Below are 16532 nucleotides of genomic sequence, written 5' to 3'. Positions count from 1 at the left end.
TTGCGGTAGTTGATCGCCCGATCAACAATGGCGCATGGACGTCGTCACCACACCCTCGCTCCCGTCGCCGCTGCACGCCGACACCGGCGCACCCCGCAGATCGCTCCGCGTCGCCCTCGTGCAGATGCGGTGGCTCCCCGACCCGGACGAGCACCGGGCCCAGCTCGCCGACGGCATCGCGACCGCCGCAGCGAACGGAGCCACCGCGGTGTTCCTGCCCGAACTCACGCTGCGCCGCTACCCGGGTAACACCCTGGCGAGCGGGACCCCGAAGGACCTCGCCGAGTCGCTGCAGGACGGCCCGACCGTCGCCTTCGCCCGTGCCCAGGCGATCGAGCACGGGGTGTTCGTGCACGCCTCGCTGTACGAGCGGCCGGGCGACGACGACCAGCCCGACGACCCCCGCGGCTACAACACCGCCGTCCTCGTCGCTCCCGACGGCACCCTGGTCGGCCGGACCCGGAAGACCCACATCCCGATCAGCGCCGGCTACCACGAGGACACGTACTTCCGCCCGGGGACCGACGACGATGCCTTCCCGGTGTACGAGCCCGCCGGACTCGGCGCGCGCCTCGGGCTGCCGACCTGCTGGGACGAGTGGTTCCCCGAGGTGGCCCGGTCCTACGGCCTCGCCGGGTCCGAGGTGCTCGTGTACCCGACGGCGATCGGCTCCGAACCGACGTTCCCCGACTTCGACACCGCGCCGATCTGGCAGCGGGTGATCGTGTCGAACGGCATCACCGCCGGACAGTTCATGGTCGTGCCGAACCGGTGGGGCGACGAGGGCGACATCACGTTCTACGGCTCGTCCTTCATCTCGGACCCGTTCGGCCGCGTGCTCGTCGAGGCTCCCCGTGACGCGAGCGTGGTGCTCGTCGCCGACCTCGACCTCGACGCCCGGACGGAGTGGCTCCGGCTGTTCCCCTTCTACCTGACCCGGCGACCCGACCTGTACGCCGGGCTCGTCGACCCCGTCGACGAGGAACGCCACGCGTACGGCGCACGCGACGCGATCGACGCGGCCCTGGCCGTGGAACCGGCCACCGCCGGGCGCGAGGCGCGCGCATGACCTGGGTGATGCCTCCCGAGACGGCTCCGCAGGAACGCACGTGGATGGCGTTCCCGCGCCCCGGCCTGACGCTCGGCGACGACGCGGCGAGCGCCGACGCCGCGCGTCTGGCATGGGCGACCACGGCCAACACGATCAGCGAGCACCAGCCGGTCACCGTCGTCGTGGACCCGGTCGCACGGGCGGATGCCGGTCGCCTGCTGTCGTCCGACGTGGACGTGCTCGAGGCGCCGCTCGACGACTTCTGGATGCGCGACATCGGCCCGACGTTCGTCGTCGACGACGTGACCGGTGCACTCGGTGCCGTCGACTGGGTCTTCAACGGCTGGGGCGCGAACTCCTGGTCGACCTGGACGCGTGACGCTGAGGTCGCCGCCACGGTCGCCGGTGCTGCGGGAGCCACGCGGATCCCGTCGTTGCTCGTCAACGAGGGCGGGGCGATCCACGTCGACGGCGCCGGCACCGTCCTGGTGACGGAGACGGTGCAGCTCGACCCGCGCCGGAACCCGTACGCCGACCGGGAGCGCGTCGAGCTGGAGCTGGCGCGCACGATCGGCGCCACGCGGGTGGTCTGGCTGCCCCGCGGCCTGACGCGCGACTACGACGGCTTCGGCACCCGGGGCCACGTCGACATGGTGGCGACCTTCGCCGATCCGGGCACGGTCCTGCTGCACGCCCAGCCGGATGGCGGCCACCCGGACCACCTGGTGATGCCGCAGATCCGGCGAGCGCTCGAGCAGGCGACCGACGCGACGATCATCGAGTTGCCGGCCCCGTCGACGCTGTCGGACGACGGTGGACCGGTGGACTGGAACTACGTGAACCACGTCGTGGTGAACGGTGCCGTGATCGCCTGCTCGTTCGGCGACCCGGTCGCTGACGACCGCGCCAGGGGCATCCTCGCCGAGGCGTACCCGGGCCGACGGGTCCGCTCGATCGACGCGCGACAGGTCTTCGCGCGCGGCGGCGGGCTGCACTGCATCACACAGCAACAGCCTTCCCCTGCCGAAAACTAGCGGTCAGTAAACTACCCAGTAAAGCAATTACTGGATATGCTGCTGACCATGGAAGAGCAGCGGAACAACCCGGCTCGCTCGATGCCCGCTGCCATCACGCGGTCCGCGCGCGCGATCGGCGAAGACTTCACCGGGTGGCGGAAGGTCCTCGGCCTCACCGCCGAACAGGTTGCCGACCGAGCCGACATCACCCGCGCAACTCTGCGGAAACTCGAACACGGGGATCCGACCGTCGGCTTCCACGTCGTGCTGCGGGTTGCTCGCGCGCTCGGGGTGCTCGACGCGCTCACCGAGGCGGTCGATCCACTGCAGACCGACCTCGGACGCGCCCGCGCGGACATGCTCCTGCGGAAGCGGATCCGGTGACCGGACGCGATGACCTCGAGGTCCACATCGAGCTCGACGGTGCCACGGTGCTGGCCGGGCACGCGCAGTTCCAGCGCAGTCGGGGTCGGTTCCAAGGCACCACGTTCCAGTACGAAACCGGCTACCTCGCGCGGCCGTCCGCCTACGAGATCGACCCCGCGCTGCGCCTGACATCCGGAACGCAGTACACGCAGGGACTACCCGGGGCCTTCAGCGACTCCGCGCCGGACCGATGGGGCCGCAACCTCATCCAGAAGCAGGAGCGCGCGATCTCCCGCCAGGACTCGCGAACTGCGCGCACGCTCGACGACGTCGACTACCTCATCGGCGTGAGCGACGTCACCCGCCAGGGCGCTCTGCGATTCCGCACCGACGCGGATGCTCCGTTCCTCGACGCCGATCACCGGGTACCGAAGCTGGTGCACCTCCCCGAACTCCTGCGGGCCGCCGACAGCGCCGCGGGTGACGTGGACGACTACGCGGCGGTGAAGGCGCTCCTGGCGGCCGGCACCGGTTCACTCGGCGGGGCCCGGCCGAAGGCGTCGGTGCTCGGCACGGACGGACGGCAGCTGATCGCGAAGTTCCCGCACCACACCGATGCGTGGGACGTGATGGCTTGGGAAGCAACCGCCCTGGACCTCGCGGCCGAAGCGGGCGTCACCGTTCCCGCGCACCGTCTCTCGCGAGTCGACGACCGGCACCTGCTGCTCCTCGAACGATTCGACCGCTCGCCAGGTGGCCGGATCGGGTACATGAGCGCCATGACGGTCCTGGAGCTCCACGACGGCGACGCTGCGGACTACGCGGACATCGTCGAGCGGCTGCCCGAGATGAGCAGCCGACCGACCGGCGACTCACACGAACTGTTCCGCCGAGTCGCGGTGAGTGTCGGCATCAACAACACGGACGACCACCTCAGGAACCACGGGTTCCTCCGGGATCGCGCGGGATGGTCGCTCAGTCCGGCATTCGACCTGAACCCCAACCCGGAGCCGACCCTCCGCCAGACGACCATCGCGGGTTCCGACATGATCGACGACGAAGCCGACGGCCTCCGAGCCCTGGCGGCATCGTGCAGGCTCTCATCCGCGAGTGCCCGGGATCAGCTGCAGCTCGTCATCGCGGCACTGGAGACCTGGCCAGACGTCGCTCGCCGGAACGGTGTCGCAGCCCCCGAGCTGGCACGTTTCGAGGACTCGTTCGCCGCCGGTGTCGACTCCCTGCGGCGAGCCGCACGCTGAACCGAGCGGACCCTGCGGCTGTCCTCGGATCGAGGGTGGATGCCGATCGCCATGGCGTACAGCAACCAGGCATCACCTGTACACCGCGGCCGGTCCGCCCACTGCCGACCCGTCGGTATGGTGCTCCGAACTGATCCGGGCGACGCTGCCCGGCCCCGAAGAGCAGGGAAGTCACATGGCATCACCGATCGCGGTCACCGCGCCGGCAGCACCGGTGCGCGGCGGGTCGCTGAAGCGGAGCCTCGGGCTCTGGGCGATCGTCGGACTCGGCCTCGGCTACATGACCCCGACGGTCGTGTTCGACACCTTCGGCATCGTCTCCGGGCAGACCGACGGCGCGGTGCCGAGCGCGTACCTGATCGCCCTCGTCATCATGGCGCTCACCGCGATCAGCTACGGGAAGATGGTGCGCGTCTACCCCGCGGCCGGTTCCGCGTACACGTACGTCCGGGAGTCGATGCACCCGAACCTCGGCTTCATGGTCGGCTGGGCGTCACTGCTCGACTACCTGCTGCTGCCGATGGTGAACGCCCTGATCATCCGGCTCTACCTGGAGCAGGTGTTCCCGGGGCTGCCCCCGTGGGTGACCGTCGTCGTGTACACGGTGTTCGTGACGACGGTGATCTGCCTGTCGATGCGCGGCACGTCGAACCTCAACATGGTGCTGCTCATCGGTGCGGTCCTGGCGATGATCGCGTTCGTGGTCTTCACCGTGATCGAGCTCACCCACGGTGCCGGGGCGGGCACGATCGTCAGCGCCGAACCCTTCGTCCACGACGGCGTGACGATGTCGGCCCTGCTCACCGGGGCGACGGTGGTGTGCTTCTCGTTCATCGGCTTCGACGCCGTGACGATGTACACGGAAGAGGCGAAGTCGATCCGCATCATGCCGAAGGCGATCATGCTGACCGTCCTGCTCGGCGGCGCGATCTTCCTGGTCTCCGCCTACTTCGCCCAGCTCCGCTTCCCCACCAACGCACCGTTCGGCGAGTTCACCGACGACCCGCTCCCCCAGATCGGCCTGCTCGTCGGCGGTCCGGTGTTCCAGGCGGTCCTCGTGTCGGCCGGGTTCGTCGCCGCACTCGCCTCGGGTCTCGCGTCGCACGCCAGCGTCGCCCGCATGCTCATGGTGATGGGCCGGAACAACGTCCTGCCGAAGCGGGTCTTCGGCTACGTGCACCCCCGCACGCACACCCCGGTGTTCAACGTCGTCTTCGTCGGCGCGGTCACCCTGCTGGCGATGAGCTTCTCGCTCGACACGATCGCGGCCTACATCAACTTCGGCGCGCTCATCGCGTTCACCTTCGTCAACGCCACCGTGATCGTGCACTTCGCGATCCGGAACGGACGCCGTCACACGGCGGGGGACCGCTGGCGCTACATCGTGCTGCCGGGGGTCGCGATGCTCCTGACCGGGGTGCTCTGGTCGCAGCTCCATGCCGACGCCCTGATCGCAGGAGGAGTGTGGGCGGCGATCGGGTTCGTCTACCTGCTCGTCATCACCAAGGGCTTCCGGGTCGCACCGAAGGGCTTCGACGAGAACCAGCCCGTCACCGGTGTGAACAAGCAGCTGACCGACCAGGCCTGACCGGCCACCACGAGAGGACGCCATGTACGCCGTCACCGACCCCACCACGGGCACGACCCTCGAGACCTACCCGACCATCACGGACGCCGAGCTGCACGATGCCGTCGCAGTCGCCGACCACACGCACACCGAGTGGTCACGGACGACGGCGGTCTCCGACCGTGCAGCCCTGCTCCACCGGGTCGCGGACCTGTACCGGGAGCGGCACGCCGAGCTCGCCGCCACGATCGTGCGCGAGATGGCGAAGCCGATCGACCAGGCCGAGGGCGAGGTCGACTTCTGCGCCGACATCTACGACTACTACGCGGACCACGCGTCGGAGTTCCTGGCGGACCAGCCGATCACCCTGGCGGACGGGTCCGAGGGGTCCGCGTTCATCCGCAAGGCCTCCATCGGCGTCGTGCTCGGCATCATGCCGTGGAACTTCCCCGCGTACCAGATCGCCCGGTTCGCCGGCCCGAACCTGGCCATCGGCAACACCGTCCTGCTGAAGCACGCACCGCAGTGCCCGGAGTCCGCCCTGGCCATCGAGCGGATCTTCCACGACGCGGGCTTCCCGGCCGGGGCCTACACGAACGTGTTCGCGACGAACGACCAGGTCGCCGACGTCATCGCCGACCCGCGCGTGCAGGGTGTCTCGCTCACCGGTTCGGCGCGCGCCGGTGCCGCGGTCGCCGAGATCGCCGGCCGGAACCTGACGAAGGTGGTGCTCGAACTCGGCGGCTCCGACCCCTTCATCGTGCTGTCCACCGACGACCTGGACGCCGTCGTCGAGTCCGCCGTCACCACCCGGCTCGAGGGCAACGGCCAGGTCTGCAACGCCCCGAAGCGGTTCCTGGTGGTCGACGGCCTGTACGACGACTTCCTGGCGAAGTTCACCGCGGCGATGTCGGCGGTCGAACCGACGGACCCGAGCGTGCCCGGTGCCGAACTCGGTCCGTTGTCGTCCCCGGCCGCAGCCGATCGGCTGCAGGAACAGCTCGCGTCCGCCGTCGAGCAGGGTGCGACTGTCGTCACGGGCGGCGACCGCCAGGGCAACGCCTTCCTGCCGACGATCCTGACCGACGTCACGCCGGACAACGACGCCTACCGCGAGGAGTTCTTCGGCCCCGTCGCCACCGTGTACCGCGTCGCCGACGAGGACGAGGCGATCGCCCTGGCCAACGACACCCCGTACGGCCTCGGTTCGTACCTGTTCACCACCGACGCCGACCAGGCACTCCGGGTCGCCGACCGGATCGAGGCCGGCATGGTCTACGTGAACATCGTCGGCGCGGACAGCCCGGAGCTGCCGTTCGGTGGCGTCAAGGGCAGCGGCTTCGGCCGCGAGCTCGGCCCCCTGGGGGCCGACGAGTTCGTGAACAAGAAGCTGATCCGCATCGGCTGACCGGCGCGGAGACGCCGGCGTCTCCGCCAGACGCCGCCGAATCCGCCGGCGTCTCGCCGACGGGACGGCGTCCGATCAAGACGCCGGTGTGTTGCAGCCGGACCCACGACGGACGGGAGGCGCGGTGCAAGCTGGCACCGCGCCTCCCGTCTGCTCGTCGGTCGCCGCTCCCACGTCGCCACCGGAAGACGCCGTCGTCACGCTTCGACGCCGCGGAACGCGCGAGACGCCGCCGGATCCGGCGGCGTTTCGATGACGTAGAGGCGTCGAGCGAACACGCCGGCGTCTCACGCCCGCGAGCAGCCGCACCACCGCGCCGCCGTGCGGTCGCCGCTACTGCTGCGGGTCGGCGGGCTCGCCGCCGGAGTCCGTGTCGCTGTCCTGCTGCGGGTCCTCCGTCGCGTCGCCCGTGGGCGACCCGTCCGGCAGGTCCTCGGTGTACTGCTCCTGGTCCTTGGTGGGGTCGCTGGACCCGTTCGCTGCGTCACTCATGGGCCGGACGGTACGCGTCGGCGCCTGGACACGTCAGGACCTGGACGATGCGCATGCCGGTGACCTGTTCAGGCAGTTACTGCGCCTCCACCGCCTGCGGAACGGCCGCCAGGATCTCCTCGGCGACCTCGCGCCCGATGCGCACCGCGCCGTCGACGTGCTGGTAGCCCTGCCCGGCCAGGTCGCTCGAGGCGAACCGGATCGGACCGACCGCGGCACGCTGGTCGACGCCGTAGCGGACGAGCCCGCCCAGGTCGAAGCTCGCCGCGTAGGCGCCGCGCGTCCACTCCTCGGTGCCCCAGTCGCTCTCGTAGTAGACGACGGGCGACAGGGCCTCGTCACCGTAGTAGTGCGCCAGCGAGGCGAGCACCCGGGCCCGGCGTTCCTCGGTCGACAGCGCGAACAGGTCGTCCGCGTGCTGGTCGGAGACGAAGCCGACCAGGGTGCCCTGCTCGGAACCGTGCGAAGTGTTGTCGTACGCCTCGTGCACGACCTCGTACGGGCTGAACGCGGTGCCGGACAGGCCCGCCGCACGCCAGAAGGGACGGTCGTAGACGGCGTGCACCTTGATCACGAAGCCCATCGACAGGTGCTGGTGCAGCTGGTGCTGGCGTCGGGGCAGCGGCGGCTCGTACGAGATCCGCGAGTACAGGGGCGGCGGGACCGCGACGAGGGCCTGTCGGGCGTGCACCTCGATCCCGCCGTCGGCGAGCGCGACGACCCCGTCGTCGCTCCAACGCAGCGTCCGGACCGGGGCGTTCAGGTGCACGTCGTCGCCGAGGCGCTCGGCGAGCCGTTCGGACACCTGCTGCATGCCGCCGACGACCCGCTTGTCGAGGATGAAGTCGGCGTCGACCAGGTTGGTGAAGCTGCCGGCGGACGCCGCCATCAGCAGGGCCTGCAGTGCGGAGAACGCGTGCGCGGGCTTGGTGAGCATGGCGCCGGCGATGAACAGCTCGACGTTGTCGGTCGCGACCCGGTCCGGGCTGAGGTCGTGCAGCCAGGCGCGGAACGAGACTTCGTCGAGGGCGGCTGCGTTCGGGGTCTCCCAGGGGCGCGCCGGGTCGACCTTCGCGACGTACTCGTCGACGACGGCGACGAGCCGTTCGATCTCGTTCGCCGTGGCCTCGGGCAGGGGGAAGATGTCGCCGGTGTACTCGGTCCGGGTGCCGTCGGCGTCGACGTAGACGCTGGAGCCCTCGCGGTACCGGTCGTACGTCTGCAGGCCGAGCTCGTCGAGGGTCTCGAGCAGTGCGGTCTGGTCGGGCGAGACCCACTGTCCGCCGATCTCCAGGGTCACCCCGTCGATGTCGTTCGTCCAGGTGCGGCCCCCCACGCGGTCGCGGGCCTCGAGCACGGCGACCCGCAGGCCGGCGGCGCGCAGGCGGTCCGCGGCGGTGAGACCGGCGACACCGGCTCCGATGACGACGACGTCCTTCTCGATCATCGAGCTGCTCCTTGTGCGGTCGTGGTGCTGTCGGTGTGCCGGAACGGGTCCGGGGTGAGCGTGTACATGGTCTCGAGGTACTCGGCGATGCCCTCGCCGCCGCCCTCGCGACCGAGGCCGGACTGCTTCACGCCGCCGAACGGTGCCGAGGCGTTCGACACGACCCCGGTGTTCAGCCCCAGCATGCCGGTCTCGAGCCGCTCCATCAGGCGCTGCCCGCGTGCCGGGTCCTCGGTGAACGCGTAGCCGACCAGACCGTACTCGGTGTCGTTCGCGGCGGCCACGGCCTCGTCCTCGGAGCGGAACGTGCGGATCGCGAGCACCGGCCCGAAGATCTCGTCGTCGAGGATCGCGCTGCCCGGCTGCACGTCGGTCAGGACGGTCGGCGCGTAGAACGTGCCGGGCCCGTCGACCGGGTGCCCGCCGGTCCGGACCGTCGCCCCGCGCTCGACCGCGTCGGTGACCAGGCGGTGCGCCTTGTCCACGGCGCGGGCGTCGATGAGCGGCCCGATGACGACGCCGTCCTCGGTCCCCCGGCCGACCCGCATCGCGGCGACCCGTTCGGTGACCCGGCGCGTGAACTCGTCGGCGACGTCCTCGTGCACCAGGAACCGGTTCGCCGCGGTGCAGGCCTGGCCGGTGTTCCGGAACTTCGCGGCGAGCGCGCCCTCCACCGCCAGGTCGAGGTCGGCGTCGGCGAACACCAGGAACGGGGCGTTGCCCCCGAGCTCCATGCTCGTCCGGAGCACGTTCTGCGCCGCCTGGCCGAGCAGGGTGCGTCCGACCGGCGTCGAACCGGTGAACGACAGCTTCCGCAGGCGGGGGTCGGCGATCACGGGCGCGGAGACGTCGGCGGCGTGCGTGGTCGGGACGACGTTGACCACCCCGGCGGGCACGCCGGCCTCGACGAGCAGGTCGGCGAACAGCAGGGTGGTCAGCGGCGTCAGTTCGGCCGGCTTCACGACGACGGTGCAGCCGGCGGCGAGCGCCGGAGCGATCTTGCGGGTCGCCATCGCCAACGGGAAGTTCCACGGCGTGATCAGGAACGCGGGCCCGACGGGCTTGTGCGAGACGGTGGCGCGGCCGGTCCCCTCGGGGTTGGTGCCGTACGAACCACCGATGCGGACCGCTTCCTCCGAGAACCAACGGAGGAACTCGCCACCGTACGTGACCTCGCCGCGGGCCTCGGCCAGGGGCTTGCCCATCTCCAGCGTCATCAGGAGCGCGAACTCCTCGCGTCGCTCCTGCAGCAGGTCGAACGCGCGGCGCAGCACCTCGGCGCGCTGCCGCGGGGGCGTGGTCGCCCAGCCGTGCCGTGCGGCGACGGCGGCGTCGAGCGCCTTCCGGCCGTCCTCGGGTGAGGCGTCGGCGATGTGCAGGAGTGTTTCGCCGGTCGCAGGGTCGACGACGGCGAAGGTCGCGTCGTCGGCCGCCGGCTGCCAGACACCGTCGACCAGGAGGCCCGTGGGGACGCGGTCGAGCACCGCCTGTTCGGCGGCTGGTCCGGTGGCGTCGGGGACGCTGGGCCAGGCTGTCGTGGGGATGGTCGCGCTCACGACGCGGCCAGCCCGTCGAGGACGACGGTCAGGCCGTCGCGGAGCAGGTCGTCGTCGATCGACAGCGGCGGCAGGAAGCGCACGACGTTGCCGTACGTGCCGGCCGTGAGGGCGATGACGCCGTGCTCGAACGCGTACCGCACCACCCGTCCGGTGAGCCCGGGGTCGGGATCACCGGTGGCGGGGTCGACGAGCTCCATCGCGACCATCGCACCGCGGCCGCGGACGTCGCCGATGCGGGGGTCGTCGGCCTGCGCGCTGCGCAGGGCGTCGAGCAGGACCGTGCCGATCGCCCCGGCGCGCTCGACGAGTCCGTCGTGCTCGAAGGCGTCGATGGCCGCGAGTGCTGCGGCGCAGGAGACCGGGTTGCCGCCGTAGGTCCCGCCGAGGCCACCGACGTGGGCGGAGTCCATGATCGCCGCACGCCCGGTCACGCCGGACAGCGGGAGTCCGCCGGCCATGCCCTTCGCGGTCGTGACGACGTCGGGCACGATCCCCTCGTGCTCGCTGGCGAACATCGCGCCGGTGCGGGCGAACCCGGTCTGCACCTCGTCGGCGATGAACACGACGCCGTTGGCGGTGGCCCACTCGGACAGCGCGGTGAGGAACCCCGGTGCCGGGACGACGAAGCCGCCCTCGCCCTGGATCGGTTCGATCAGGACCGCGGCGGTGTTCTCGGCGCCGACCTGCTTCTCGATCTGGCTGATCGCACGCTTCGCCGCTTCGGGCCCCGACAGCCCGTCGTGGAACGGGTACGACATCGGGACGCGGTAGACCTCGGGTGCGAACGGCCCGAAGCCGTCCTTGTAGGGCTGGTTCTTCGCGGTCAGCGCCATCGTCAGGTTCGTGCGGCCGTGGTAGGCGTGGTCGAAGACGACGACGGCCTGCCGACCGGTGTGCTTCCGGGCGATCTTGACGGCGTTCTCGACGGCCTCGGCCCCGGAGTTGAACAGGGCGGTCCGCTTCTCGTGGTCGCCGGGGGTCAGACGGTTGAGCGCCTCGGCGACGGCGACGTACCCGTCGTAGGCGGCGATGGTGAAGCACGTGTGTGTGAAGGCCGCGACCTGCTCGGTGACGGCGGCGACCACGCCGGGGTGGGCGTTGCCGACCGACGTCACGGCGATCCCGGACCCGAGGTCGACGAACGAGTTGCCGTCGGCGTCGACCACGACGCCGCCGCCGGCCGCGACGACCGCGATGGGCACGGCGACGCCGACCCCGGCCGCGACGGCGCCGGCCTTCCGGGCGAGCAGCTCCTGCGATCGCGGACCAGGGACGGCGGTGACGAGCCGTCGTTCCTGGGGCAGCGACGGGCCGCCGGTGGTCGCTCGGGTCGCGGACGCTGCGGTGGAGGACATGCCGCGATGGTAGGAGCCACCACCGCACACTCGTACTGTCCACGGCGTACATCGACCCCCGGGCGGATCGACCCGGTGGATAGGGTGACGGCATGCCCGCAACGCTGCGCTCCCTGCTGCACCGGCGTGAACTCCGCCTGCGCCCGCTCACCGACGCGAACGAGCACACCCTCGATGCCCCGCTGTCCTGGCTGCACAGCTCGGACCTCGAGGACCCGACCCCGTTCCTCGCCGAAGGCCAGGGGCTGCTCACGACCGGCACGCAGTTCGGTGCCGAGGTCGACGTGCGCGACGACGTCGCCGAGGCCTACGTCCGGCGGCTCGTGGACCGCGGTGTCGTGGCGCTCGGGTTCGGCACCGAGGTGGTCCGTGCCGGCACCCCCGACGCCCTGGTCACCGCCTGCACCCGGAACGGACTGCCGCTGTTCGAGGTGCCCTACGAGACCTCCTTCATCGCGGTCGCGCAGGCCAACGCCGAAGCGGTCGCGCGGGACGCCAACGCACGCGGCGCCTGGGCCCTCGCCGCGCAGCGGGCCATCTCGCTCGCCGCGATGCGACCGGACGGACTCGGCGCGACCATCGCCGAGCTGTCCCGCCAGCTCGACGGGTGGGTCGGCCTGTTCGACGTCTCCGGGCGGCTCGACCGCGGCCACCCCGCCGACGGTCTGCCCGCTGCCGACCTCGACCTCCTGCGCACCGAGGCGCTGCGGCTGCTGCGCTCCGGGCAGCGGGCCAGCCTGCCGGTCGCCACGGACCGCGGCGTCGGGTACACCCTGCAGACGCTCGGCAGCGGCGGGCACCTGAGCGGCGTGCTCGCGATCGCGAACGGCGGAGCACTCGACCGGGCCGGACGCGAGGTCGTCACGGCCGTGATCGCCCTGGCCGGCCTCGCCCTGCAGCAGAACCGCGAGCTCGCCCGTGCCCGGGGGCTCCTGCGGACCGGACTCCTCACGATGCTGTCCGTCGGCGAACCCGAGGTGGTGCAGGCGACGTCACGCGAGGTGTGGGGGCCGCTGCCCGCCGAACCCGTCCGGATCGCGGCCGTCGACGTCCCCGACCACGACCTCGACACCGTGGTGGACCTGCTCGAACTGTGGGTGCAGGACCGGCCGGGCCACCTGTTCTTCGCGGTCGACGACGCCCTGTTCCTCTGCGTGAACGCAGACGACACCGGGATCGTCGCCGAACTCGTCGACCGCTTCGACCTGCGCGCCGGCCTGTCCGACGGCGCGGCGTACCGGTCCTTCGGGCGCGCCCGCACCGAGGCCGTGCAGGCACTCGATCGACGTCGTGAAGGACGCCCGGGCACCACCGAGTTCGGCGACCTCGCCCGAGAAGGGGTGCTCGCCCACCTCGCCCACGTCGACGTGGACGCCGGTGCCGTCGCCCGCGCGTTCCTCGCCCCGCTGCTCGACCACGACCGCACGGCCGGCACCGAGCTCACGGGCACCGTCCGGACCTGGCTGCAGGAGAACTGCGAGTACGACCGCGCCGCACGGGTCCTCGGCATCCACCGGCACACCGCCCGCGCCCGGGTGGAGCACGCCGGTCGGCTCCTCGACCGTGACCTCTCCGTCTTCTCGACCCGGGCCGACCTCTGGGCAGCCTTCGTGGTCGAGGGCGCGTGACGCGCGGATACGGTGGGACGATGCCGTCGACACCGGCCCGCCGGCGCCTGAGCCCGGCCGAACGCGGATCCCAGATCACGGCGGCCGCCGTCGACCTGGCGCGTGCCGAGGGCCTCGCGGCGGTGACGCTCCGCGGGGTCGCCGCCGTGATCGGGGTCGCACCCTCGCTCGTCGCCCACTACCGCCCGAGCATGGAGGACCTGGTCGGCGAGACGTTCCGCACCGTCGCGGACGCCGAGGTCGCCGAGGTCCGCGCGATCGTCGCCGCTGCGCCCGACCCCGTCTCCGGCCTCCGCACCCTGCTCGGCTGCATCGCCGATCCCGCCCGCGACGACGTCGCCACCCTGTGGGCGGACGCGTGGAGCATCGGCCGCACGAACGCGGCACTGGCGACCGCGGCACGGGACGTCATGGACGACTGGCAGCTCCTCGCCACCACGGTCGTCGCCGACGGGGTGCGCGCGGGTGTGCTGCACACCGACGACCCGGACGGCGTCGGACGCCTGCTCTTCGCGCTCGTCGACGCCACCAACGGGTACGCCCTGGTCGACTACCTCGACCGCGCGACCCGCGAGGGCCTGGTCCGCACGACGATCGCACGAGCGGTGGGCCTGGACGGGTCAGCCCTGTCGGGGTGACACCCGCCGCAGTGCCACTGACCGCATCGCCACCCACTGCAGCAGCATGATCGTCTTGCCGTCGGCGATCCGACCGTCCGCCACCATCGCGAGCGCGTCGTCGAGCTGCACCTCGAGCACCTCGATGTCCTCACCCTCGTCCTCGACGCCGCCCCCGGCCTCGACCCGGTCGGTCGGCGTGTACGCGCCGAGGTAGAAGTGGACCCGCTCGGTGACCGAACCGGGGCTCATGAACACGTCGCCCAGGTGCTCGAGCGCGCCGAGCCGGATGCCGAGCTCCTCGGCGGCTTCACGCCGGACCGCGGTCTCGGGGTCGTCCTCGTCGAGCAGTCCCGCCGCGGCCTCGATCAACATGCCGTCCGGGTGTCCGTTCACGTACGCGGGCCACCGGAACTGCCGCGTGAGCAGGACGGTGCCGCGCTCGGCGTCGAACGGCAGGACCGTCGCACCGTTCCCGCGGTCGTAGGTCTCGCGCTGCTGCCGGTCCCACCGACCGTCACGGCGCCGGACGTCGAGGGTCGTGCGGCGGAGCACGTGCCACCCGTTCGACACCACCTCGACGTCCCGCACGACGACGTCCGGGTTGCGGTCGAGGGCACGGCCCACGGCGTCGAGGCCCGTCCGACCACGGTCGTCGGGCACGTCCACTCCGGGACGCTGGACGGTGGTGCGTTCGTCGGTCACCCGGTCACCGTAGCGGGGCACCTCGGCAGGACCCCGTCCGCTCGGTACGCTCGACGTGCCGCACCAGGGAGCGGCAGAGGACGGTGCAGCATGACCAGGACGTTCATCCTCCGACGACCGGACCGACCGCAGGTGGTCACCGTGTCCTTCGTGCTGTGGCTGGTGTGGGTGGCAGCCTGCGTCGCGGCCACGGTGCTCCAGTTCTTCGCGACGGACGCGGCGGTCGGCCAGCCGCCGGTCCTCGCCGGGATCGTCGCCCTGGTGCTCTGGGCCCTGGTGACGTGGGCGGTGTTCCGGATGGCCGCGGGCTCCCGCGTCGCGCGCATCGTGCTCGTCGTCGTCGCGGCCTTCCGCGCGCTCCTGAGCGTCACCGGCGGCGAACTCGCGGTCCTGACGATCGCGCTGTCGGTCGTCGCCGCGGTCCTGCTGTTCCTGCCCAGCGCGCGCCCGTTCTTCGCCCCGCAGCAGGCCCGGAGAGCCGACCACGGGTTCGACGGAACCGGCGTGTCGGGGCCGAGCCGTGCCTCCAGGCCGGATGCCGACCACACGACGGACGCCGACCGGGGCTGAGGCCGGACGCGTCGACGGCCGTCCCCGGCCCGGCCCGAGAAACAGGAAAGGCCCCGGATTCCTCCGGGGCCTTTCCTGTTTTCGCCTGGTGCGCGAGGGGGGACTTGAACCCCCACGCCGTTTCCAGCACACGGACCTGAACCGTGCGCGTCTACCAATTCCGCCACTCGCGCCAGCCCCGAAACACTACCACGCACAGACGGGTGTCAACGCCAACCACTACCATGCAGTGGTTGACGACCGACGACACGGGAGACGCATGGGCCTGCTGGACAACTTCGAGCGAGGGTTGGAACGCGCCGTCAACGGCGCGTTCGCGAAGACCTTCCGCTCCGGGGTGCAGCCCGTCGAGATCTCGAGCGCCCTGCGGCGCGAGCTCGACACGAAGGCCGCGGTGGTCTCCCGCGAGCGCATCCTCGTGCCGAACGAGTTCACCGTGCGCCTGGCACCGCCGGACTGCACGCGCATGAACGACGTCGGTCGCCCGCTCATCGACGAACTGACCCAGATGGTGCACCAACACGCCGTCGCGCAGAACTACTCGTTCTCCGGCCCGGTCACCATCCGGCTCCAGCAGGACGGCACGCTCTCGACGGGCATCCTGCAGGTCGACTCCACCACCGTGCAGCGCGACGTCGCCTGGATCCCGGTGCTCGACATCGGCTCGCAGCGACACCGACTGCACCGCGGACGCACGGTGATCGGGCGCGGCAGCGACGCGGACATCACCATCGCGGACACCGGGACGAGCCGGAAGCACGTCGAGGTGCTGTGGGACGGCAAGCACGCCCAGGCCACCGATCTCGGCTCCACGAACGGCTCGAAACTGAACGGTCAGCACTTCCAGCAGGCGATCGTTGAGCCGGACTCCACCATCGAGATCGGTCGTACCCGTATGGTGTTCCGGGTGATCCCGGAGAACGACGGAGGTGCTCGATGACCACAGGCCTGACCCTGCTCGTCCTGCGCTTCGCGTTCCTCGCGGTGCTCTGGCTGTTCGTCTTCGTGATCGTGTTCGCCCTGCGCAGCGATCTCTTCGGCCAGCGCGTCCGCACGATCCCGACCGATCCCAAGTCGGCGCCGTCCGGGCCCAGCACCCCCACCGTCCCCGCTGCGGCGGCCCCTGGGCCCGCCTCGAGCGGTGCCTTCACCGACGTGATCGGTCAACCGGGTGGTGGGCAGCGGCCCGCCTCGCCCGCAGCGGCCCGACTCGTCATCACCGAGGGTGCGCGCGAGGGCATGGAGATGCCGCTGGGTGGCGGCCCCATCACGATCGGGCGTTCGAGTGAGTCGAACGTCGTGATCCGTGACGACTACACCTCGACCAACCACGCCCGCCTCGACCTCCGCGCCGACGGCTGGCTCCTCACCGACCTCGAGTCCACGAACGGCACCTTCGTCAACGGTCAGAAGGTGAGCGCTCCCGTCCTCGTGACAGAGGGCACGCCCATCACGATCGGGACGACGACGTTCGAGCTGCGGCGGTAACCCG

16 protein-coding genes and 1 tRNA gene are annotated in these 16532 nt (G+C 71.3%); 11 read left to right on the top strand and 6 right to left on the bottom strand.

Translation table 11 applies throughout. The features are described from left to right. The first annotated feature begins 34 nt into the window (after nt 1-34). The 6 genes from DEJ19_RS00185 to DEJ19_RS00160 all read left to right on the top strand — a co-directional run bounded on the left by DEJ19_RS00185 (nt 35) and on the right by DEJ19_RS00160 (nt 6667). Nucleotides 35-1069, top strand: a complete 1035-nt coding sequence (locus tag DEJ19_RS00185; protein WP_111232538.1) for a nitrilase-related carbon-nitrogen hydrolase — start codon at nt 35-37, stop codon at nt 1067-1069. After that, the gene (locus DEJ19_RS00180; RefSeq protein ID WP_111232539.1) at nt 1066-2085 is read left to right on the top strand and encodes an agmatine deiminase family protein; all 1020 of its coding nucleotides are present in this window, start codon (nt 1066-1068) and stop codon (nt 2083-2085) included. The genes DEJ19_RS00185 and DEJ19_RS00180 overlap by 4 nt, the downstream gene beginning before the upstream one ends. Before the next feature lie 48 nt (nt 2086-2133). Then, complete coding sequence (locus DEJ19_RS00175; RefSeq protein WP_349775275.1) at nt 2134-2451, top strand: helix-turn-helix domain-containing protein; 318 nt, start codon at nt 2134-2136, stop codon at nt 2449-2451. After that, on the top strand, nt 2448-3692 hold the full coding sequence (locus DEJ19_RS00170; protein WP_111232540.1) for a type II toxin-antitoxin system HipA family toxin: 1245 nt from the start codon (nt 2448-2450) through the stop codon (nt 3690-3692). The genes DEJ19_RS00175 and DEJ19_RS00170 overlap by 4 nt, the downstream gene beginning before the upstream one ends. Before the next feature lie 175 nt (nt 3693-3867). Next, nucleotides 3868-5280 carry an APC family permease gene (locus DEJ19_RS00165; protein ID WP_051597034.1) on the top strand — a complete coding sequence of 471 codons (1413 nt, stop codon included), beginning with the start codon at nt 3868-3870 and terminating at the stop codon, nt 5278-5280. A gap of 22 nt (nt 5281-5302) precedes the next feature. After that, nucleotides 5303-6667 carry an NAD-dependent succinate-semialdehyde dehydrogenase gene (locus DEJ19_RS00160; protein WP_111232541.1) on the top strand — a complete coding sequence of 455 codons (1365 nt, stop codon included), beginning with the start codon at nt 5303-5305 and terminating at the stop codon, nt 6665-6667. Between the two features lie 333 nt (nt 6668-7000). On the opposite strand, the gene DEJ19_RS00155 is transcribed toward DEJ19_RS00160, so the two are convergent. The 4 genes from DEJ19_RS00155 to gabT all read right to left on the bottom strand — a co-directional run bounded on the left by DEJ19_RS00155 (nt 7001) and on the right by gabT (nt 11520). Then, a complete protein-coding gene (locus DEJ19_RS00155; RefSeq protein ID WP_155896911.1) occupies nt 7001-7159 on the bottom strand; it encodes a hypothetical protein in 159 nt (52 codons plus the stop codon). Nucleotides 7160-7235: 76 nt separating this feature from the next. Then, nucleotides 7236-8606, bottom strand: a complete 1371-nt coding sequence (locus tag DEJ19_RS00150) for a flavin monoamine oxidase family protein (RefSeq protein ID WP_111232542.1) — start codon at nt 8604-8606, stop codon at nt 7236-7238. Next, the gene (locus DEJ19_RS00145; RefSeq protein WP_111232690.1) at nt 8603-10090 is read right to left on the bottom strand and encodes an NAD-dependent succinate-semialdehyde dehydrogenase; all 1488 of its coding nucleotides are present in this window, start codon (nt 10088-10090) and stop codon (nt 8603-8605) included. The genes DEJ19_RS00150 and DEJ19_RS00145 overlap by 4 nt, the downstream gene beginning before the upstream one ends. A gap of 68 nt (nt 10091-10158) precedes the next feature. After that, nucleotides 10159-11520 carry a 4-aminobutyrate--2-oxoglutarate transaminase gene (gene gabT / locus DEJ19_RS00140; RefSeq protein WP_111232543.1) on the bottom strand — a complete coding sequence of 454 codons (1362 nt, stop codon included), beginning with the start codon at nt 11518-11520 and terminating at the stop codon, nt 10159-10161. Nucleotides 11521-11612: 92 nt separating this feature from the next. On the opposite strand from gabT, the gene DEJ19_RS00135 reads away from it, so the two are divergent. Together DEJ19_RS00135 and DEJ19_RS00130 are read left to right on the top strand one after the other, a co-directional pair. After that, the gene (locus DEJ19_RS00135) at nt 11613-13148 is read left to right on the top strand and encodes a PucR family transcriptional regulator (RefSeq protein ID WP_111232544.1); all 1536 of its coding nucleotides are present in this window, start codon (nt 11613-11615) and stop codon (nt 13146-13148) included. Nucleotides 13149-13168: 20 nt separating this feature from the next. Further along, nucleotides 13169-13786, top strand: a complete 618-nt coding sequence (locus DEJ19_RS00130; RefSeq protein ID WP_111099696.1) for a TetR/AcrR family transcriptional regulator — start codon at nt 13169-13171, stop codon at nt 13784-13786. Here the strand turns inward: DEJ19_RS00130 and DEJ19_RS00125 are convergent. Then, complete coding sequence (locus DEJ19_RS00125) at nt 13769-14470, bottom strand: NUDIX domain-containing protein (RefSeq protein WP_111099795.1); 702 nt, start codon at nt 14468-14470, stop codon at nt 13769-13771. The genes DEJ19_RS00130 and DEJ19_RS00125 overlap by 18 nt on opposite strands. Nucleotides 14471-14560: 90 nt before the next feature. On the opposite strand from DEJ19_RS00125, the gene DEJ19_RS00120 reads away from it, so the two are divergent. Next, on the top strand, nt 14561-15040 hold the full coding sequence (locus DEJ19_RS00120; RefSeq protein ID WP_111232545.1) for a hypothetical protein: 480 nt from the start codon (nt 14561-14563) through the stop codon (nt 15038-15040). An 86-nt stretch (nt 15041-15126) separates the two neighbouring features. On the opposite strand, the gene DEJ19_RS00115 is transcribed toward DEJ19_RS00120, so the two are convergent. Then, nucleotides 15127-15213 (bottom strand) — tRNA-Leu (locus DEJ19_RS00115). 86 nt (nt 15214-15299) lie between these two features. Between DEJ19_RS00115 and DEJ19_RS00110 the strand changes: the two genes are divergently transcribed. After that, complete coding sequence (locus DEJ19_RS00110) at nt 15300-15980, top strand: FHA domain-containing protein (RefSeq protein WP_017887797.1); 681 nt, start codon at nt 15300-15302, stop codon at nt 15978-15980. After that, nucleotides 15977-16528, top strand: coding sequence for an FHA domain-containing protein FhaB/FipA (locus DEJ19_RS00105; protein ID WP_111232546.1), 552 nt, complete (start codon nt 15977-15979; stop codon nt 16526-16528). The genes DEJ19_RS00110 and DEJ19_RS00105 overlap by 4 nt, the downstream gene beginning before the upstream one ends. Nucleotides 16529-16532: the final 4 nt, after the last annotated feature.

Origin of the sequence: Curtobacterium sp. MCSS17_016, assembly GCF_003234255.2 — a bacterium.
Taxonomy (GTDB): Bacteria; Actinomycetota; Actinomycetes; order Actinomycetales; family Microbacteriaceae; genus Curtobacterium; species Curtobacterium flaccumfaciens.
The sequence above is the reverse complement of the archived record's forward strand: the minus strand, read 5'-3'. Positions and strand labels throughout refer to the sequence as shown.